This is a genomic window from Mucilaginibacter sp. (assembly GCF_028288205.1).
In the GTDB taxonomy this organism is placed as follows: domain Bacteria; phylum Bacteroidota; class Bacteroidia; order Sphingobacteriales; family Sphingobacteriaceae; genus Mucilaginibacter.
In genome coordinates this window covers 1-18,422 of sequence record NZ_JAQBOD010000033.1, presented here as the reverse complement: position 1 = coordinate 18,422, position 18,422 = coordinate 1, and the positions used below count along the sequence as shown (strand labels likewise).

At 41.7% G+C, this 18,422-nt stretch carries 19 protein-coding genes and 1 other RNA gene; 8 read left to right on the top strand and 12 right to left on the bottom strand.

Annotation, left to right across the window (positions count from 1 at the left end; translation table 11 throughout):
• Positions 1-206 precede the first annotated feature (206 nt).
• Both JWR23_RS07160 and lepA read right to left on the bottom strand, forming a co-directional pair.
• On the bottom strand, positions 207-1,088 hold the full coding sequence (locus JWR23_RS07160) for a bifunctional 5,10-methylenetetrahydrofolate dehydrogenase/5,10-methenyltetrahydrofolate cyclohydrolase (RefSeq protein ID WP_299514751.1): 882 nt from the start codon (positions 1,086-1,088) through the stop codon (positions 207-209).
• 171 nt (positions 1,089-1,259) lie between these two features.
• Complete coding sequence (lepA, locus tag JWR23_RS07155; protein ID WP_299514749.1) at positions 1,260-3,047, bottom strand: translation elongation factor 4; 1,788 nt, start codon at positions 3,045-3,047, stop codon at positions 1,260-1,262.
• Positions 3,048-3,135: 88 nt separating this feature from the next.
• On the opposite strand from lepA, the gene JWR23_RS07150 reads away from it, so the two are divergent.
• Positions 3,136-3,621 carry an SHOCT domain-containing protein gene (locus JWR23_RS07150; protein WP_299514747.1) on the top strand — a complete coding sequence of 162 codons (486 nt, stop codon included), beginning with the start codon at positions 3,136-3,138 and terminating at the stop codon, positions 3,619-3,621.
• Between the two features lie 265 nt (positions 3,622-3,886).
• On the opposite strand, the gene JWR23_RS07145 is transcribed toward JWR23_RS07150, so the two are convergent.
• From JWR23_RS07145 to JWR23_RS07130, 4 genes are all read right to left on the bottom strand, one after another.
• Entirely contained in the window at positions 3,887-5,164 is a 1,278-nt protein-coding gene (locus JWR23_RS07145; protein ID WP_299514746.1) for a DNA polymerase IV, read from the bottom strand.
• Between the two features lie 43 nt (positions 5,165-5,207).
• Positions 5,208-5,456, bottom strand: coding sequence for a hypothetical protein (locus JWR23_RS07140; protein ID WP_299514744.1), 249 nt, complete (start codon positions 5,454-5,456; stop codon positions 5,208-5,210).
• Between the two features lie 93 nt (positions 5,457-5,549).
• Entirely contained in the window at positions 5,550-6,071 is a 522-nt protein-coding gene (locus JWR23_RS07135) for a DinB family protein (protein ID WP_299514742.1), read from the bottom strand.
• 140 nt (positions 6,072-6,211) lie between these two features.
• Positions 6,212-7,588: a sigma-54 dependent transcriptional regulator gene (locus tag JWR23_RS07130; protein ID WP_299514740.1), complete on the bottom strand. Its 1,377-nt coding sequence runs from the start codon at positions 7,586-7,588 to the stop codon at positions 6,212-6,214.
• 807 nt (positions 7,589-8,395) lie between these two features.
• Between JWR23_RS07130 and JWR23_RS07125 the strand changes: the two genes are divergently transcribed.
• The 6 genes from JWR23_RS07125 to JWR23_RS07100 all read left to right on the top strand — a co-directional run bounded on the left by JWR23_RS07125 (position 8,396) and on the right by JWR23_RS07100 (position 13,798).
• Entirely contained in the window at positions 8,396-9,541 is a 1,146-nt protein-coding gene (locus tag JWR23_RS07125; protein WP_299514738.1) for an AAA family ATPase, read from the top strand.
• 414 nt (positions 9,542-9,955) lie between these two features.
• Positions 9,956-10,549 (top strand): hypothetical protein, encoded by a 594-nt coding sequence (locus tag JWR23_RS07120; protein ID WP_299514736.1) that lies wholly within the window; start codon positions 9,956-9,958, stop codon positions 10,547-10,549.
• The gene (locus JWR23_RS07115) at positions 10,539-10,748 is read left to right on the top strand and encodes a hypothetical protein (protein WP_299514734.1); all 210 of its coding nucleotides are present in this window, start codon (positions 10,539-10,541) and stop codon (positions 10,746-10,748) included. The genes JWR23_RS07120 and JWR23_RS07115 overlap by 11 nt, the downstream gene beginning before the upstream one ends.
• Positions 10,749-10,884: 136 nt before the next feature.
• Complete coding sequence (locus JWR23_RS07110) at positions 10,885-11,808, top strand: AbiJ-NTD4 domain-containing protein (protein WP_299514732.1); 924 nt, start codon at positions 10,885-10,887, stop codon at positions 11,806-11,808.
• Positions 11,809-12,136: 328 nt separating this feature from the next.
• Positions 12,137-12,439, top strand: a complete 303-nt coding sequence (locus tag JWR23_RS07105) for a GIY-YIG nuclease family protein (RefSeq protein ID WP_299514730.1) — start codon at positions 12,137-12,139, stop codon at positions 12,437-12,439.
• Positions 12,440-13,006: 567 nt separating this feature from the next.
• Positions 13,007-13,798 (top strand): DUF1080 domain-containing protein, encoded by a 792-nt coding sequence (locus tag JWR23_RS07100; protein WP_299514728.1) that lies wholly within the window; start codon positions 13,007-13,009, stop codon positions 13,796-13,798.
• A 23-nt stretch (positions 13,799-13,821) separates the two neighbouring features.
• Here JWR23_RS07100 and JWR23_RS07095 read toward each other — a convergent pair whose 3' ends face one another.
• On the bottom strand, positions 13,822-14,025 hold the full coding sequence (locus JWR23_RS07095) for a DUF3606 domain-containing protein (RefSeq protein WP_299514726.1): 204 nt from the start codon (positions 14,023-14,025) through the stop codon (positions 13,822-13,824).
• A gap of 419 nt (positions 14,026-14,444) precedes the next feature.
• Here JWR23_RS07095 and JWR23_RS07090 point away from each other — a divergent pair, with 419 nt between their 5' ends.
• Positions 14,445-15,647 (top strand): PQQ-dependent sugar dehydrogenase, encoded by a 1,203-nt coding sequence (locus tag JWR23_RS07090; protein WP_299514723.1) that lies wholly within the window; start codon positions 14,445-14,447, stop codon positions 15,645-15,647.
• A 117-nt stretch (positions 15,648-15,764) separates the two neighbouring features.
• On the opposite strand, the gene rnpB is transcribed toward JWR23_RS07090, so the two are convergent.
• From rnpB to JWR23_RS07065, 5 genes are all read right to left on the bottom strand, one after another.
• Positions 15,765-16,145: RNase P RNA component class A (gene rnpB, locus JWR23_RS07085), an RNA gene on the bottom strand.
• A 112-nt stretch (positions 16,146-16,257) separates the two neighbouring features.
• Entirely contained in the window at positions 16,258-16,674 is a 417-nt protein-coding gene (locus JWR23_RS07080) for a cytochrome c (RefSeq protein WP_299514722.1), read from the bottom strand.
• Positions 16,671-17,321 (bottom strand): SCO family protein, encoded by a 651-nt coding sequence (locus tag JWR23_RS07075; RefSeq protein WP_367277524.1) that lies wholly within the window; start codon positions 17,319-17,321, stop codon positions 16,671-16,673. Before JWR23_RS07075 ends, JWR23_RS07080 begins: the two co-directional genes overlap by 4 nt.
• Positions 17,321-17,743 (bottom strand): hypothetical protein, encoded by a 423-nt coding sequence (locus JWR23_RS07070; RefSeq protein WP_299514720.1) that lies wholly within the window; start codon positions 17,741-17,743, stop codon positions 17,321-17,323. Before JWR23_RS07070 ends, JWR23_RS07075 begins: the two co-directional genes overlap by 1 nt.
• A 51-nt stretch (positions 17,744-17,794) precedes the next feature.
• Positions 17,795-18,256 carry a DinB family protein gene (locus tag JWR23_RS07065; protein ID WP_299514718.1) on the bottom strand — a complete coding sequence of 154 codons (462 nt, stop codon included), beginning with the start codon at positions 18,254-18,256 and terminating at the stop codon, positions 17,795-17,797.
• Positions 18,257-18,422 lie beyond the last annotated feature (166 nt).

The window sequence follows — 18,422 nt, the reverse complement described above, 5'->3', positions numbered from 1 at the left end:
ATAAAATGAGTGTGATAAATGCAGTCAGAAACAAACTCATCTTACGGATATTTGCCTGCGTTAATCAGAACAGACCCTACGAAAAAAATTATTGTAAATTAGTTGTTTAGATCATAGAAATCGAACGTAGTGAGAGATCTATACACCTGTCAAACTGTGTCAAGTCGATGTATAGATTTCTCCCGTTGGTCGAAATGACAACGCTCTTAGCCGTAAACCTCTTTCTTAGCCGACGCTAAAGTATTCTTCAGTAACCCTATAATAGTCATCAAACCCACCCCGCCGGGTACAGGGGTTATCCATGATGATTTAGGGGCAACGTTTTCAAAATCAACATCGCCATAAAGCTTAAAGCCTGACTTTGTTACCATTGATGTTTCTCTGTTCATACCTACATCTATCACTACCACGCCATCTTTTACCATATCGGCAGTAATAAAATTCTTTTTGCCAATGGCAACGATCATTATATCAGCCTGTAAAGTAAAGTTTTTAATATCAGGTGTACGGCTATGGCAAATAGTTACGGTACAGTTGCCCGGATAGGTGTTACGCGCCATTAATATGCTCATAGGCGAGCCTACAATATTACTGCGACCAACCACCACACAATGCTTGCCTTGTGTTTCAATGCCGTATTCCTTTAGCATCAAAGTAATACCATAAGGGGTAGCGGGAATGAATGAGGGCAGATTACGCTGCATACGCCCTAAATTAACAGGGTGAAAGCCATCAACATCTTTACGATAGTCTATACGTTCCGTTACTTTTTCAGGATCGATATGTTTGGGTAGTGGAAGCTGAACAATAATGCCGTCAATATCAGTATCAGCATTTAGCTCTTCTACTTTTTTAAGCAGCTCTTCTTCGGTAACCGTATCCTCATAGCGCACCAGGCTTGATTTAAAGCCTACGTTTTCGCAGTTTTTTATCTTGCTGGCAACATAGGTTTCGCTGCCGCCATCATGGCCAACCAGTACAGCTACTAAGTGTGGTTTGCGCCCGGTATCTGCTAATATTTTAGCTGCTTCGGTAGCTATTTCAACCTTAAGTTTTTCTGATACGTATTTTCCGTCTAAGAGCTGCATGTATTTACTATTAAAGCGTCATTGCGAGGAACGAAGCAATCTCTAAAGAGATAGGCTTGTACGCAATTTTATAAATAGGGCTTTCGCCATTAAAATAATTTTTCCTTTTTGATTAGCATGTGTAGAGATTGCTTCGTTCCTCGCAATGACGATCGAAACAATGCCCCATATTTAACCTAATTTCAATACCGCCATAAACGCGCTCTGTGGTATCTCTACGTTACCAACCTGACGCATGCGTTTCTTACCTTTTTTCTGTTTCTCTAACAGCTTGCGTTTACGCGATATATCACCCCCATAACACTTGGCGGTAACATCCTTTCGCATTGCCTTCACTGTTTCGCGGGCAATGATCTTGGCACCTATTGATGCCTGTATAACAATTTCAAACTGCTGGCGCGGTAAAAGTTCTTTCAGCTTCTCGCAGATCTTCTTGCCAAAATCGTACGAGTTACCCCTGAAGATCAATGATGATAAAGCATCAACAGGCTCGGAATTTAATTTGATATCCAAACGCACCAAATCGCTTGTACGATAACCTATCTGGTGATAATCAAACGAAGCATAACCTTTTGATATGGTTTTTAGCTTATCATAAAAATCAAAAACTATCTCGCCCATTGGCATTTCAAACACCAGTTCCACACGGTCTGAAGTTAAATAAGATTGGTTCTTTATAAACCCACGTTTCTGTATACAAAGTGACATTACCGACCCAACAAATTCAGATTTAGTAATGATGGTAGCTTTAATATATGGCTCTTCTACACGGTCAATTTTACTTGGATCGGGCAGATCAGACGGATTATTAACTATAATTTCTTCGCCTTTGGTGGAGTAAGCAAGGTATGATACGTTTGGTACGGTAGTAATTACCGTCATATCAAATTCACGCTCTAACCGCTCCTGGATAATTTCCATGTGCAGCATGCCCAGGAACCCGCAACGGAAACCAAAGCCTAAAGCCGCGGATGATTCCGGCTCAAAAACCAGCGACGCATCGTTCAACTGTAATTTAGCCATCGATTCGCGCAGTTCTTCATAGTCATCCGTATCAACAGGATAAATACCGGCAAATACCATGGGTTTTACTTCCTCAAAGCCCTGAATACCGGTTTCGCACGGACGGGCGATAGTAGTTATCGTATCCCCAACCTTTACCTCGCGCGATTCTTTAATGCCCGATATGATATACCCAACATCGCCGGTTTTAATTACGTCTTTTGGTAATTGCTTTAATTTTAGCGTACCAACTTCTTCTGCTATATATTGCTTTTCGGTAGCGAAAAATTTCACACGGTCGCCTTTGCGTATTTCGCCATTAACTACTTTAAAATAGGCCACAATACCGCGGAACGAGTTATAAACCGAATCAAATATCAACGCCTGTAATGGCGCTTCCGGATCGCCGACAGGGGCAGGGACACGCTCAACAATAGCACGTAAAATATCGTGCACACCTAAACCTGTTTTGCCGGATGCGGCTAAAATCTCCTCGCGTTTGCAACCTATCAGCTCCACAATCTGGTCCTTAACCTCCTCGGGCATAGCGCCGGGCAGGTCCATTTTGTTTAGTACCGGGATGATCTCCAGGTCATTCTCTAAAGCTAAATAAAGATTAGATATGGTTTGTGCCTGTATACCCTGCGCGGCATCCACTATCAGCAAAGCGCCTTCGCAGGCAGCTATGGAGCGGGATACTTCGTACGAAAAATCAACGTGGCCCGGTGTATCAATCAGGTTCAATATGTATTTCTGCCCGTCAAGCTCATAATCCATTTGTATGGCATGGCTCTTTATAGTGATACCACGCTCACGCTCCAAATCCATATCGTCAAGCAGTTGCGCCTGGCTTTCGCGTTGGGTAATGGTGCCGGTATATTCTAATAACCTATCGGCAAGCGTACTTTTTCCGTGGTCAATATGTGCTATTATACAAAAATTACGTATGTGCTTCATTCAGCCGCAAAAATAGCTTTTTTGGGCGATAAATTAGTATTGTTTGAATGATTTAGCTAACTTGGAAAACAGTGTTATAAACCATCACATGAAAAAAATATTATTCATAGTCTCATTATTAGTGCCATGTTTAGGCAAGGCGCAAATAACAGAATATAAAGCCACTAACGGTATTACTTACCATATAGGCGATACCGTGCGCCTTGACAGGGGAACAAAAGCCGATGGCTCGTTTTTATATTTAGAAGAAAGAATGGTGCCCAACCCGCGTGGCGGCCACAATTTGCCTAAAGAGTACGCTAATGGAGCTGCTGTTATTAAAAGTATGCGTAAAACCACTATAAATGGTATTGATAAATATATGTTCAGTGTAAATCCGGGTGGTTTTATACGCTACTCTGTATTTATTGATGATGCCATTGCAGCCTGCGAAGTTAAACCCTGTGCAACTACAGCTACCGCTAAACCGGTAGCTTCTGTGGCAGATGAGATCAAGAAATTAAAAGGCTTGCTTGACGCAGGCGCAATTACAAAGGCTGAGTATGATAGCCAGAAAAAGAAGTTGTTGAATTAATAGTATAGCTAAGGCTTACGAAGTTTTGTCTCGTCCTGAAATAGGTAAAAACTGCTGTTTCTCATCAGGTGTTTCACGCTATATTTACAAAAAACCATAAAACAGCATAAAATACTTATTATAAGCCATTTGTGCTATTTTACCTAAAGTATTTGTACTGTTTCAAAGTGTTTCACTCATTTTTACAAATTGCTATATATCAATAGGTTAACATAAAATAGTGTTTCATGTGTTTCATTATTTTGTGAAACACTTTCATAACCTATCACGCCTTATAATCCAGCTCCGTCAAATCCTTCACCGAACCAAAGCCGATCACATCTTTTATCACTTTGCCATCGGTCATTTCAATAGCACGTATTAGTTTATCAGAACCAAACTTGTCTTTAATCTCATGCATAGTTTTTAGCGCGGTTTCTTTGCGGTCCATATCTTCAAACAAACTGTAAAGCATGTTGCCGTTATTTACAAAGTTGGTAACCGCTACCCGCATGCTGTTTATTTCGGTATTAAAAATGGGGCCCGTCCCGGTTAGTTTTTCAAACTTATCTACCCGTATGCGTATCATCTGCATCAGGCTAATCGCATCCTGCACAGGCGTAGTAATGGTAAAGGCATCATCCCAGCGGGTACCATCCTCATATCTGGCTGTAAAACCTACCGACTTGCAATAAAACTTATGGTTCACCATCCGCTTTTCCAACGTTAGGCAAAGCGTCATGAATAGCTGGTCAATATAGCTGATGTTTTGCCTTTTTTCTTTTGATATCTGCCGCATGGCCTGCATGCCGCGGTAATCGTGCGCTGCTATATTGGTTTCAATGAAATTTAGGCGATAATGCCAGTAAATTCCCTCAATGCCTTTAAAAATCGACTTTAACTTATCGGGCCCGGCATAGCGCATCTGGAGCGGTGTATTTATACCGGCACGCTCCAGTCTGTAACTCATATTAGCACCTATGCCGGGCATGTCACCCAGTTTCAATGGACGTAAAACATCATCAATGTTTTGGTGGGTGATCATTAACAGGCCATCCAGCTTCTTCCCGCGAACAGATGCCAGTTTGGCCAGGAAAGCGTTAGGGGCTATGCCAACCGAGCAGGTAAGCCAATCGCCAACATTGTCTAAAATATCTTGTTTTATTTGTTTGGCTACGGTTAAGGGGTCAAGATGATTATAATGACCCAGGTTGATGATAGCTTCGTCAATACTTTTGGCAACTACATCTTTACAGTAGGTGAGTAACAGGTTAATGATCCTGGTATGATACTCGCGGTAGCGGGCAGGGTTGCTCTCTACCGGAACTAAATCAGGACAAATAGCCATGGCATCATTTAAACGCATTCCTGCCTTTAAACCGCGTGCTTTAGCCTCTGTCGACAGGGAAATAACACAGCCATATTTGCCGGTATAAACACAAACGCCTACCGGCCTGCCGCGCAGCCAGTAGTTGGCTTGCTGTTCGCAACGGGCAAAGTAGCTGTTCATATCAATAAACAGTACCCGCGATTCGGTCTTTACTTCAACACTATTTTGATTCACTTAACAAATTTGCTAAAAATATTAGCAAATTCCAATTAAATCTTTAATTAGATCTTACCGGTATAGGCGATACGTTCCTGAAAGCATATGGATCAACATCTTTTATTTTAACATCCATAGGGCCATCTGCATGTTTTACATTAACATTTATGGTTCCATCTGCATTAAGCGGGATAGAGACATAATGCCGGCTATCGGCCACTGCAGGCGTAATAATACCTTTAAATAAATTAGCTGTCAATGCTATGGCAATAATGGTCAGTACAATTTTGGTATAGGTGTCGGTTTTCATAAGCTGATAAATTAGTAATTGTATAAAATTAAAAAGACTTACTAAGTTTCAACTCAGTAAGTCTTTAATAAAATTAGTTATTTTATTTTTTACTTAAAATAACATTTCTGCCGGAGGTTTTACACCTTTTAAACGCAGGTACACGGTTGTTTGCCCGCGGTGATGTGTCTGGTGCTCAAACGCTTTGGCTAATATTAGTGCTTTGGGCATTTTCATTCCCTCGGCAGTTGCTGTTTCCTGCATCTTATCAACAGGAATGCTTTCTACTGCAGCAATAGAAAAATCATAGCTGTCCATAACCGCTTTTGTGGTAGCGTCCTTGGTTTGTGCTACAGTTTTTTCTGCTGATGTTTTACCTAACGGACTTTCTTTACCACTTGCTACCGAAAGGAAATAATAATTAGCATCTGCTAAATGCAGCATTTGTTGTGCGAAGGTGCGTACCTCGGGTGTTGCTTTAAAAGTGTAGCCATCTGCAGGCATAGCATCCAAATAGGCTTTTGTGTAAAGCTTGGCACGTTTCCATTCGCCAATAGCTTGTTCTTTGGTCAGCTGCGCAAAAACAGAAGTGCAGGTAATTGTTAATAAAACAATTACAAATGATAATTTTTTCATGGTGTGTTTGGTTTGATGAATAAATATGGAGTTTGATTTTATTCTATAACTAAGATACGGTTTAACTGCAACTGTTACAAAATTAAAAGACTGCGAATAAAAAATCACTCATTCACTCATTCAATCAATTACTCATTATTTTATTCGCCTCTTTTCAATCCGTATTTCTCTATTTTGCTGTAAAGGTGGCTACGTTGTATATCAATATCATCCGCGGTTTTTGATACGTTCCAGTTGTTTTTTTCCAGCTTAAATTTGATGTATTCCCGTTCGGCAAAATCTTTATATTCCTGGAAGTTTTTAAACTGGTTAAAATCTGTTTGCGGGGCAGCAGTTTCTGGTAAAGCAGCTACAGGTGCCGATGGGTTGGCAAAAGCCTTAACGTCTTCCTCGGTAATGGTTTTATCACTCAGGATGATCAAGCGCTCTACCATATTTCTAAGCTCACGTATATTACCTGTCCACGGTAAAGCTCTCAGCGCCTCTAAGGCGCCATCTGATATCTTTTTAAGTGGCATGCTATAGTCGCTGCATATTTCTTCTAAAAAGTTTTGGGTAAGCAGTGTTATATCGTCTTTACGTTCAGTCAACGGTGGTACATGTATCAAAATAACACTTAGGCGGTGGTAAAGGTCCATACGGAAATTACCGGCCTCAATTTCTTTTAACAGATCTTTGTTAGTGGCTGCTACAACGCGTACATCAACTTCTATTTCTTTTTCGCCGCCAACGCGGGTTATTTTATTTTCCTGTAAGGCACGCAATACTTTTGCCTGTGCCGACAGGCTCATATCGCCAATCTCATCCATAAAAAGCGTACCGCCTGATGCTGATTCAAACTTGCCAATACGCTGTTTAATAGCCGATGTAAATGAACCCTTTTCGTGACCGAATAATTCGCTTTCAATTAATTCAGATGGGATAGCCGCGCAGTTAACCTCAATTAAAGGCGCGTTGGCGCGGTTTGATTTTTCGTGCAGCCAGCGGGCCACCAGCTCCTTGCCACTGCCGTTTGCGCCGGTTATTAATACGCGCGCATCAGTAGGGGCAACACGCTCTATAGTTTCTTTTATTTTTGCAATAGGAATAGAGTCCCCCAAAATGGGGCGCACTTTTGAAACCTTGCGTTTTAATACTTTGGTTTCAACAACCAGGCTTCCGCGGTCTAACGCGTTACGTACGGTAATTAGCAGGCGATTAAGATCCGGTGGTTTTGATATAAAATCAAAGGCCCCTTTTTTGCTGGCCTCGACAGCTGTTTCCACTGTGCCGTGGCCCGATATCATGATGAAGGGAAGATCTGGTTTAATAGCTAAACCTTCGCTTAGCACCTCCATGCCGTCCATACGGTTCATTTTTATATCGCAGAGGATAAGATCGTAATCATTTTTACGGATCAGTTCTAAACCGTCAATGCCATTGTCTACGTCTTCAACTTCATAATCTTCATATTCCAGTATTTCGCGCAGGGTGTTGCGGATTGCCCGCTCATCGTCAATAATCAAAATTTTAGCCATGTGGTGTGTTATTCAATGATAAGTTATAGTAACGTTTACTAATATAGGATTTGTATAGGAAACTAAACACTTTTTTGCGGGAGTTGTTTGGGTTGGGTGTGATTTTTATTTTAAGGAGGTGAAGATTGGTGATTGAAGGTTGGTTGTTTATCGCTTTGTCACGCGGCAGGACTAATCTCTAATTTTCAATCTCTAACCACTAATTAGGGCGTTCCCTTGCGGGTCAGGCTTTCCGCTCATACGCCTTCAGGCCTTAATCACGGGCCGGTATCCGCTTCAATCCTTAACGCGGCATGGCGGTTATGAACGCGCGCCGGGGACTCACCCCGCGGCACTTCGTGCGCGACCCTCTCTTCGCCTTTGGCGGAAAGAGGGTTAATAATCCCCAAAAAAACAACCCTCTTTCCCGCTTGCGGAAGAGAGGGTCGACGAGCGTAGCGATGTCGGGGTGAGTCCCCGCGATAGGTAGACGTTAGGTCGTCCTCACCCCATGTTTGTTTCACGCGAATGTGAAACAAAATGTAACAAGTGAAACAAGATTTCGACTTAACCTATTGATAATAAACAAACTACCAAAAAGTGATGTAACAAAATGTAACAACTTATCCGTCTGTTTTTTTAAGTGTAAAATTAAAGTATTATTTTGATTATCAATTAATTGCAAATAGACACTTTTGGAAGTGGTGAAACAAGATTTTCGGGACGTTTTTGCGTAGTGAAACAAGGCTGTTTGCAGTGTACTGACAAAGTAATGTCACCATTACTGTGCACAAGGCTGGGTATCTTGCATAAAAATCTTTGCAAATCATGAATAACTATAACACACCCGCGTACTCTTCGGCGCGGCCGATAGAGATCGAGCTGATCCGTTCTATGGCGCACAAACCCTTAACCACCAAACAAAACAACCAATTGGATGAACTTTTGCGAAGTCCTGCCGATAGCAGAGATGCTTTTATTATGAAACCCGCTGCCGACTGGCTGCAAACACCCAACGATAGCCAGGATGCCACAGCCACGCTGTTTGGCGATTTTTGGTACCGGGGCGAACTTTGCATTATGTTTGCCGATACCAACGTGGGTAAATCTATCCTGGCGGTGCAGATAGGCGATAGCCTGAGCAGGGGCGAACCCATCCCCGGCTTTGGCGCGGCCGGCAAGCCCGAAAAGGTGCTATACTTTGATTTTGAGCTGAGCGCCGCGCAGTTCAGAAAGCGCTATAGCAGCGACATTCACGGTAATTATAACTTTGGCCCTGGTTTTACCCGCCTTGTTTTTAACCCCGATGCGGATGGCGCGCGCAAATTTGGTAGCTATGCCGACTACCTCAACAATGCTATCGAAAATGTATTAATCACCAGCGGCGCCCGCATTTTGATTATTGATAACATTACCTGCCTGCGCAGCGGTACCGAGGCTGCCGCCAGTGCCGTAAACCTGATGAGTAAGCTGCAGGCCATTAAGCACCGTTACGGCCTGTCTATATTGGTGTTGGCGCATACGCCCAAGCGTAACCCCGCAAAACCCATAAGTCGTAATGATCTGCAAGGCAGTAAAATGCTCATCAATTTTGCCGATAGCGCCTTTGCCATTGGCGAAAGCCAGACCAGCGCCGGTATGCGGTATCTTAAACAGATTAAACAACGCAGTGGCAGCCAAGTTTACGGCTACGATAATGTGTGCCTATGCCGTATGATAAAGCCCTATAACTTTTTGCACTTCGAGTTTACCACCCACGATACCGAGACCGCCCACCTGCTGCACTATACCGAGCAGCACCGCAAAGCCACCGAGGACCGCATAACCCAACTGCATAGCCAGGGCCATACCCTGCGCGCCATTGCTGCCGAAATGGGGATATCGTATGTTACGGTGTTCAGGTTGGTGAAGCGGTTGGAGAGGGAGCTTTTTTCTCAAAGCGTCATTGCGAGGAACGAAGCAATCTCTACGTAAGCTAATCAAATGTGCAAAATAGTCACGAGTACGCCTCTTCTGGGCGAGTATGCAGCATGAGCCGACGGGCGGCATATTCATGTCTATCTTTAACCGCTGTCCGAAATGTCTCCGACTTCGGACCACTATATAAATAGTCTTCGGACTATTGTGCTTTCACCTGTAAATAGACGGCGCGCTATGCTATAGATATAAGCTTTGCGTGCTGTTTTGTAAACTACATGCATAATTGTCCGAAGTCGGAGACATTCGGACAGCGTTATGGGGATACTACGGACAGCGGGGGAATACTACGGATAGCGGGGGGAAATTTATTTTAAAAATTAGGCTTATTAACAGATATTAAAAATTTAGAAGTACCTTCAATTTGATTTTTATTTGTTATATCATAACTTCACAAGCTTATCATGAATAATGGGAGATATTGAGATTTACGTAGGTGACTACGTTTGGATTGACGAAGAATACTTTGACGAAGATGGGGATGGTTACCTACTTACTGGTACAGTGATTGATATCGACCAATCGAAAAAAGAACTAAAAGTATCTCTTAACATGCTGCCTACTGACGATATTTCATTTATGGCACTGAGCGATTATGGTGAAGATGATTTTGAGGATGGGAGATGGTTCCCGTTTAATAAAATGAAACAGGTAGAAAGACAATATAAGGTTCTGGATATTACTGACAGTTATGATGATGTTAATAACAAACCTGTCACGATAGCAAAAATGTCGAAGATTATTAAATCTTACCTACGGGTAGCAGGTGGTTACAGGTTATTCAGCCATTATAGTCACTCAAGTTACGATGTTTTTATATTAACAAAAAATAGCAATGCTTACACCAGCACGGTTTACAATACAGTAGAAAAGAAGATTATCAATTTTGAAAATTTTGAGTTGGGATTTTCGGTTATTGATGGAGTAAAGCAAAAGACCTATTATGATAAACCAGATGAACCATATCACTATATAATAGAAAATTATAATGACAATGAGGACTGATAATGATTTATATGTTGGGCAGATTGTATATGATATAACAGGTCAACTAAACGCCGGGCTAGCTGTGACGATAAACGATATTAAAGGCAATCAAGTAGAAGTTCATTGGCTTGAAGGCAAAGAAAAAATCTCTAAAATTGCCTTTACCGTAATGGCGGATTTAAGACCATTGAAAAAAAATAAAGAAGATAGGGATTAAAATAACTGTTAAAACAGAATCCACAAAATCAGAAAACTGTATTAACCTCCACATTTGAGCTTAAAGTTCTTAGGTAACTTAAATAATTTCTGTTTTTCCATCTTTTACTTGCACTTTTGAGCAAAAAAACGGAATAATGACTTTTTTTAGTGACAGAGAATTAGGTAAGAAGATCGCAAAAGTTGAAGAAATAGATATTCTGGTATGGAATGGAGTTGTCGCAATTTTTGAGAGCTTTTTGTCTGAAAACGCATTCTCAAAAAACTTTCCAGAAAATTGTCCGGACAACCGTGCTATTGCCGGATGTAATCATATATTACTTAACGACAAACTAAAAGCGCTAGTTCCCAAAATTGACATTCCAATTTCCCGTAAGGAAGAATTTATTACGTCTTATGGTGATTTTGGTGAGGAGCCAACTCTTGAAAAAAATAGCATTGATACATTTGCCATCTTAGACTTTATTGAGTTTTGTTTTCAGAATATGTATGATGCAGTAAACACAGGTGAATGGCATGACTACTGGGGACATTACCATCTAACCTTTAAAGATACAGGGGTACTCCGAAAAAAATTTGTATTTGAAATCAACCTTTTATTTGAGAGAAACGGAATAGCTTTTAAATTCACTGAAGAGGGGAAATTCATTCGTCTACTAAATCCTGAATTAGGGCAATTGATAAGTGTTCGCTATAAGACGAGCGACGCCAAACTCAATGAATTATTAATTGAAGCAACTTCTGCATTTGTTCTGCCCAAAGAGCAAGATAGATTTAGAGCCACAGAAAAATTGTGGGATTCATTTGAACGGATAAAAACTTATTGCGATATTAATAAGAAAACTTCCATTGAACAGCTCATAAAGATTATAAGTAATGGCAATGCACCACTTGAAAAGCATTTAGATAGAGAAGCTAAAGAACTAACAGATATTGGAAATAATTTTCAAATAAGGCATTTTGAGCAAGGCAAACAAGAAATCAATGATGTCCATCATATAGACTATTTGTTTCACCGACTTCTGTCTCTTATAAATTTAATGATAACTAAATTACCGTAAGATCGAAGGGGGTTATGAAGCACCAAGCTTTCGCCCTTCACAGCTACCGCAAGGGCTTTTTAAGAGGCTACCGCAAGCATCCCCCTGCTACCGCAAGGACTTTTTAAAGAGGCTACCGCAAGCGTCCCGCTTGTGGGAAATTTGTACAAGTTAATAAACCGGGCAAGTGGTAACCTATCACCTAACCACAAGCGAGACGCTTGCGGCAGCATAAGGGGCAACCCATACCCGAGCGTCATTGCGAGGAACGAAGCAATCTCTACGTAGGACATTCAACGAAACGGAATCTCATTTTTTAGCGTATCAGACAAATTATTTAATTTGCAATATGGTTTTTCAAAGAGGGGGTTGCGTTTACATCATGACCAATAAACTTAATAAGGTTTTATACGTCGGCGTAACGTCCGAATTAACAGGCCGGGTATGGGATCATAAAAACAAGACCTATCCCAAAAGCTTTACGGCCAGGTATAATTGTGATAAGCTGGTTTACTATCTGTTTTATCCCCATATTGAAGAGGCCATCGCTGCCGAAAAAGCGTTAAAAGGAAGCAGCCGAAAGCATAAACAGCAATTGATTAACGACCTAAATCCAGACTGGAACGATTTATATGACTCGTTACTTGACTGAGATTTTTCATAGCTGATTAGCTTACGTAGAGATTGCTTCGTTCCTCGCAATGACGGCGTGGTGAGTGATAACGGAGATGTGGGGAGCAGCCGAAAGCATAAACAGCAATTGATTAACGAGCTAAATCCAGATTGGAATGATCTATATGACACGTTACTTGACTGAGATTTTTCATAGTTGATTAGCTTACATAGAGATTGCTTCGTTCCTCGCAATGACGCGGTGGTGAGTTGGTGACTTGATATTACGGTCGGTTGTCTTCGTTCCTCGGAATGACGGCGTGGTGAATTGATGTTCCCGCAAGCGTCCCGCTTGTGGGAAATTATACAAGTTAAACTATAAATAAGCATTGCCTAAACCTATCACCTAACCACAAGTGAGGCGCTTGCGGCAGCCGGGGATAATTTCTCTTTATCAACTATTTTTAATAGTATTGAATAACCAATGCCCCAATTTATTTACTGCCCTTTGATAAGCACAATAAAAAATAAGTGCATCATCACCTAATTCTCCGTAAGTTTTAAAATAAGAAATAGCTAATCAGTTAAAATAAAAATTAATTATCGAATGAAAAAGAATATGCAGCAATCAGGTAGAATTATGATGCTTACCTTTCTGATTTTTAAAGCGATTTCCGGGCAAGCTCAGGTTGCAACTGCCCCCATCAACACGTTGTCAATTTCTGAAAATGAAGCGGGTTGGAAACTGCTTTTTGATGGCAAGACTATGAACGGGTGGCGCAGCTATTATCAAACGGATAAACCGCTTAGCGGCTGGACTATTGAAGATGGATGTCTGAAAAACGCCAAAGGTAACGGACGCCCCCGCACCGGCGGCGGCGATCTGATGACTGATGCGATGTTTACGGATTTTGATTTGCGCTTCGAGTGGAACATTCAGCAAGGTGGCAATAGTGGAGTTTATTATCTGCTTCAGGAACGTCAAAATAAACCGGGAACGCTGATGTATAATGGAGATGATGGGACCAGTGCAGTTGCATTTGAATATCAATTGGTTGATGATGAACGACATCCGGATGTACTGAAAAACGGCCCGATCCATGCTACAGGCTCACTCTATGCGCTTATTCCTCCAAATGATTCCAAAAAACTAAAACCGGCCGGGGAATTTAATGAATCACGTATTATAGTACATGGCAACCATGTGGAACATTGGCTAAATGGCACCAAGATCGTCAGTTTTGATCTGGGAAGTGCGGTGTTGCTGGAAGCAATTGCCAAAAGCAAATATAAAAACGTACCAGGTTTCGGTCTCAAAGCCGCTACCCGCATTCTCCTGCAGGACCATGGTGATGAGATCCGGTTCCGCAATATAAAAATTCGCAGCCTGTCAGAATAACACGTTTCGGGAGTTATGCTATGCTAAACCTCGGCCAGTGTGGGGGTAAGCTGAAGTTCTTTTACATATTTTTCTACCGCTTCGGTAGAGGTTTTGCCGGATTTAACCGCTTTTACTAACTCATCCTTGCTGATGCCAAACTCGTTCGACCAATAATCCAACTCAAATTCTTCTTCAGTACCGGGCCGTTCGTTGTCTGGTAATCTGTCTTTTATATAGCGTTCCATAATCAAAGCATTGATATTTTCAATTATATGTAATACAAATTATGTTGTAGTTAATATTAGGTTAATAAAATGTTAAGTAATGGGGTGCGCACTGTCGCTGCCATTGTTGCGCTAGTCATACCTGAGCGTCATTGCGAGGAACGAAGCAATCTCTGCACTCGCAAATCAATCAGGATAAATTTATTCTGGTGAAAATATTGCTATTGCACAGTTAGATATCCTACGTAGAGATTATTAATGTTATTATTTGTTTTTTAAAAGGTATTAATGAGCTCCCTTTGGTCGGTTGTCTTCGTTCCTCGCAATGACGGGTTGTGAGTGTACCAATCAACTACAAAAAAAACTGTAAAAAACATGTGGTAATTAAACATATAGCCGATAACATTGTAACTTACGTGACTTTAATCTAAAATTGACTTATGATATCAAAATTCTATAAGCCGTTAGCGTTAGGAGCCATCCTGCTATCGGCAACTGCGGCCTGCATGGCCCAAGCCGGCGAACCGGTAGAAACAAAACCAGCTAACAGCAACTATAAACCTGCTTTTGCCGGGCAAACCCGTATTGGTGGTGTTACAACCAAAACGCCGTACACGGTTACCGTAATTAACACCGAGTTGAAGGGTCCGTGGGGTATACATGTTTTGCCCGATGGCCGTTTACTGATAAGCGGTAAGCCCGGAACAATGCAAATACTAACCACCGACGGTAAAATTGATAAAACCATTACCGGTTTCCCCGAGGTGCAATATGCCGGTCAGGGCGGTTTGCTTGATGTAAACATTGACCCTGATTTCACTAAAAACCGCATGGTTTACTGGACCTACGCCCAACCGGGCGACGCAGGAGCTACTCTGGCTGTAGCTAAAGGCAAACTATCTGCCGATGAAACTAAATTGGAAGACGTAAAGGTGATTTGGGAAGCTTCGCCACGCTATAAAGGCGCCGGCCAGTTTGGATCGCGTTTGTTGTTTGACAAGCAGGGCAATATTTTTGTAAGCTCGGGCGACCGCATGGCTGATGATATCCGCGTAAAAGCGCAGGACCTGAGCACCACCACCGGTAAGATCATCCACATTACTAAAGAGGGTAAACCGGTTGCGGGTAATCCATTTATTGGCAAAGCCGGTGCTAAGCCCGAGATATATGCCCTTGGTTTCCGCAATCAGGATGGCTTATCTATTAACCCCGTTACCGGCGGCCTTTGGGAGGTTGAATTTGGCCCACGTGGCGGCGACGAGATCAATTTGATAAAACCAGGTGGTAACTACGGCTGGCCTTTTGTAACTTACGGGATTGAATACAGCGGCAAGCCGGTTTATGATGGTATACAACAAAAAGAAGGCACCATACAGCCGGTTTACTATTGGGACCCGGTAATATCGCCGGGTTGTATGATGTTTTATACTGGTAACATTGCCGAGTGGAAAAACAACATGTTTGTAGGCGGACTAAGCGGAATGTATATTGCACGCGTGGTTATTGAAAATAATAAAGTAGTAGGCGAGGAGCGTTTATTAGCTGATAAACACGAACGCTGGCGCTGCATTGCTACCGGTAAAGACGGTGCTATTTATGCCGGCACCGATAGCGGTAAGTTATATAAGATAGCTAAGCAATAGTTGATTAGTGATTAGTTGATTGGAGATTAGTTATTAGCAACGCGATAAAACTAATCTCTGATCTCTAATTAACTAATAACCAAAACACCCCTTCCGTTAGGAAGAGGTGTTTTTTTAATCAGCAGCAAATCTGTAAGCCGGGTTCTGTTTCGCCGAATGACGACTTCTATCATTAATCTGGCCCTGCCATTGCTGACAGGTTCAATCAACCTACCCATCCTGACGATCCGCATAATACGGGTCGGGAGCGAGCCGCTCCACTTTCAGGACCTATTTGGTTTTTCAACTCCTGAGGTTTACCGCGATCCCGGTCGCCCGGAAAAGCCGTGAGCTCTTACCTCACGTTTTCACCCTTACCCCGAAAGGCGGTTTATTTTCTGTGGCACTTGCTGTCGCCCGCTGCGGGCGCCTTCCCGTTAGGAAGCAGGATGCTCTGTGTTGCCCGGACTTTCCTCCGCTTTGACCGTAGGCCGAAGCAGCGATAGAACGTTTTGCAGTGTAAAGGTAGGGAATTTAGTTGAATTGAGCGGGAAGATGTCATGCTGAGCTCCGTCGAAGCATGTGGGCAGGCCTTACGTTCATGCTTCGAGAGCCTCAGCGTGATAACCTACTATTTACACTTCTGTAAATCATCACCAACATGCTGTGATGTAATGGTCCCCATTTTATTACCGAATGAGTTGGTTACAAAGGTTAACACTTCGGCAATTTCTATAGGTGCGAGGTCGTTCGCGGGCATTTCGCCTTCAAATGTTTTATTAGCAAGTGCGATCTTCCCCTTTAAGCCATATTTTACATAGCAGGATAAGGAGTCTTTATGAGCTTTAAGATAAACAGAATCTGTAAGCGGCGGTATCAATGCCGACAGGCCCTCGCCGTTTTTACCATGGCAATTCTGACACTTATTTTGGTATATAACATTCCCGGCCGAATAATAACGGCTAAACTCCAGTTCGTCCTCGCTCTGGCATGAATAAAGGAATGCGGCCAATAGCAAGCATATTCCGCTAATAACTTTTAATTTCATTTAGCGGTAGTTTGGTCGGGTTCGGCTTTTAGCGTTTTAATATCTTCTATCAGTTTGGTTACCTGTTCGGGCACGGTGCCGTCATATTGGCCGCGTATCCGTTTTTGTTTATCAATCAATATAAAATAACCATCATGTATATATTTTTCCTTTGCATCTACTTGCGGGCTGCTTACCAGGTAGCTGGCAGCCAGTTTGTAAGTATCTTCTTTTTTGCCTTGCAGCAGCCACCATTTGTTGCCTGCAATGCCCAGCTTATCCGCATATTTTTTTAATACAGCCACACTGTCGTGACTAGGGTCGATGGTATGCGATATGATCTTAACATCCGCCGCGTCTTTAAATGCATTATAAACCGTAAGCATATTGCGGTGCATAACCGGGCATATAGAAGGGCAGGTGGTAAAAAAGAAATCGGCCACATAAATATTGCCATCAAGGTTTTTGTTGGTGATACTATCGCCATACTGGTTAACAAATTTAAACGCGGGTATAGTTTGATAAACCGTATCTGTTACAGTTTTGCCATCTGCTGTTTTTGTAACTACATCGCGGTTACCGGCTATGGGCAATGTTTTTTGCTCATTAAATTTACAGGCGTTCCATAACAGGATGATAACAGCCGCACCAATAAGTTTCTTCATCATTATTTTTTAAGATGATTTAAATAATCGGTTGATTCTTTAACCGCCATGTTAAGCATTGAATCAACCTGCATTATCTGTTTTTTCTGATCGGCCAGGTAAGCCATTATCTCATCGTGCGATTTTCCCTTTTGCTCGGGGTCAAACTTTTGCATCCAGTTTTCCATAGCTTTATCAGCCTCAATTAGTTTTAAGTTGAGTGCCTTCATGGTCGCTTTTTCTTGTGGATTATATTTTTTAGTTAGCGTATCAACCCGCGATAAGGTGTCCAGCTTCATTTTATTTTGCATTAAGCGCTCATCATTACCCATTACTTTATCATGAATTTTGATAACATCATTTAAAATCGCTTTTTCTTTATCTTTTGGATCGATGCAGGCGCTTATGGCCATACATACAAACGCTGCTATAATTAATTTTTTCATTTGGAATGAAGTTTTCAGAATGCAAATATTATAAAAATAATAGGGTAGGTGCTATATTATACTATTTATATAAAACGAAAAATCAGTTACCGGTAACTTTTCTATACCGGCAAGCTTTAAATACACACCTGTCTGTGCACGGGTATGTGTACCATGGTTAATTACCTGGGTTATCATATCAGTCACGCTGGTTGTAAACTCATAGCCTGAAAAGTTTTTATAGGTTATAAGTTTTTCAAAAGCGGTGTCGTCCATGATGTTTAAGTAGCTTACCCATAACCGGTGATTGTCATTAATGATTTGGTCAAGCTCTGCTGCTTGCAGGTTAGGCCACAAAACAGCACTAAACTGGTATTCACCCTTACAGCGGCGGAGCCATACCTGTTCTGCCGTTAATAAATGCGCCATTAGTTGCACCGGTTTTTCGGGAGCATTGGCAGTAATAATTGTTTCGGCAATTTTTTTATTTACGTATTGATTGTAATTAAACAGGCGGATAAAATAATTTTTCATGATATAGTTGGTTAACAGAAACAAAAGTAAGTATAGACAGGTTAACAATAACATAATATTAACGTCATCATAAACATATACAGGCAGCGTACCTTAGTATTGGACATAAAAATCACTGTTATGAAATTCATCGTCAATTTATTCAACAGCTTACGTGAATGGATGA

Coding starts and splice junctions, on each gene's coding strand:
- JWR23_RS07135 (WP_299514742.1), bottom strand. CDS start 6,071: ATGAAAAAATTATCATTTGTAATTGTTTTATTAACAATTACCTGCACT.
- JWR23_RS07090 (WP_299514723.1), top strand. CDS start 14,445: ATGATATCAAAATTCTATAAGCCGTTAGCGTTAGGAGCCATCCTGCTA.
- JWR23_RS07115 (WP_299514734.1), top strand. CDS start 10,539: ATGAGGACTGATAATGATTTATATGTTGGGCAGATTGTATATGATATA.
- JWR23_RS07110 (WP_299514732.1), top strand. CDS start 10,885: ATGACTTTTTTTAGTGACAGAGAATTAGGTAAGAAGATCGCAAAAGTT.
- JWR23_RS07150 (WP_299514747.1), top strand. CDS start 3,136: ATGAAAAAAATATTATTCATAGTCTCATTATTAGTGCCATGTTTAGGC.
- JWR23_RS07095 (WP_299514726.1), bottom strand. CDS start 14,025: ATGGAACGCTATATAAAAGACAGATTACCAGACAACGAACGGCCCGGT.
- JWR23_RS07075 (WP_367277524.1), bottom strand. CDS start 17,321: ATGATGAAGAAACTTATTGGTGCGGCTGTTATCATCCTGTTATGGAAC.
- JWR23_RS07140 (WP_299514744.1), bottom strand. CDS start 5,456: ATGAAAACCGACACCTATACCAAAATTGTACTGACCATTATTGCCATA.
- JWR23_RS07120 (WP_299514736.1), top strand. CDS start 9,956: ATGGGAGATATTGAGATTTACGTAGGTGACTACGTTTGGATTGACGAA.
- JWR23_RS07130 (WP_299514740.1), bottom strand. CDS start 7,588: ATGGCTAAAATTTTGATTATTGACGATGAGCGGGCAATCCGCAACACC.
- lepA (WP_299514749.1), bottom strand. CDS start 3,047: ATGAAGCACATACGTAATTTTTGTATAATAGCACATATTGACCACGGA.
- JWR23_RS07160 (WP_299514751.1), bottom strand. CDS start 1,088: ATGCAGCTCTTAGACGGAAAATACGTATCAGAAAAACTTAAGGTTGAA.
- JWR23_RS07080 (WP_299514722.1), bottom strand. CDS start 16,674: ATGAAATTAAAAGTTATTAGCGGAATATGCTTGCTATTGGCCGCATTC.
- JWR23_RS07070 (WP_299514720.1), bottom strand. CDS start 17,743: ATGAAAAAATTAATTATAGCAGCGTTTGTATGTATGGCCATAAGCGCC.
- JWR23_RS07105 (WP_299514730.1), top strand. CDS start 12,137: ATGGTTTTTCAAAGAGGGGGTTGCGTTTACATCATGACCAATAAACTT.
- JWR23_RS07065 (WP_299514718.1), bottom strand. CDS start 18,256: ATGAAAAATTATTTTATCCGCCTGTTTAATTACAATCAATACGTAAAT.
- JWR23_RS07100 (WP_299514728.1), top strand. CDS start 13,007: ATGAAAAAGAATATGCAGCAATCAGGTAGAATTATGATGCTTACCTTT.
- JWR23_RS07125 (WP_299514738.1), top strand. CDS start 8,396: ATGAATAACTATAACACACCCGCGTACTCTTCGGCGCGGCCGATAGAG.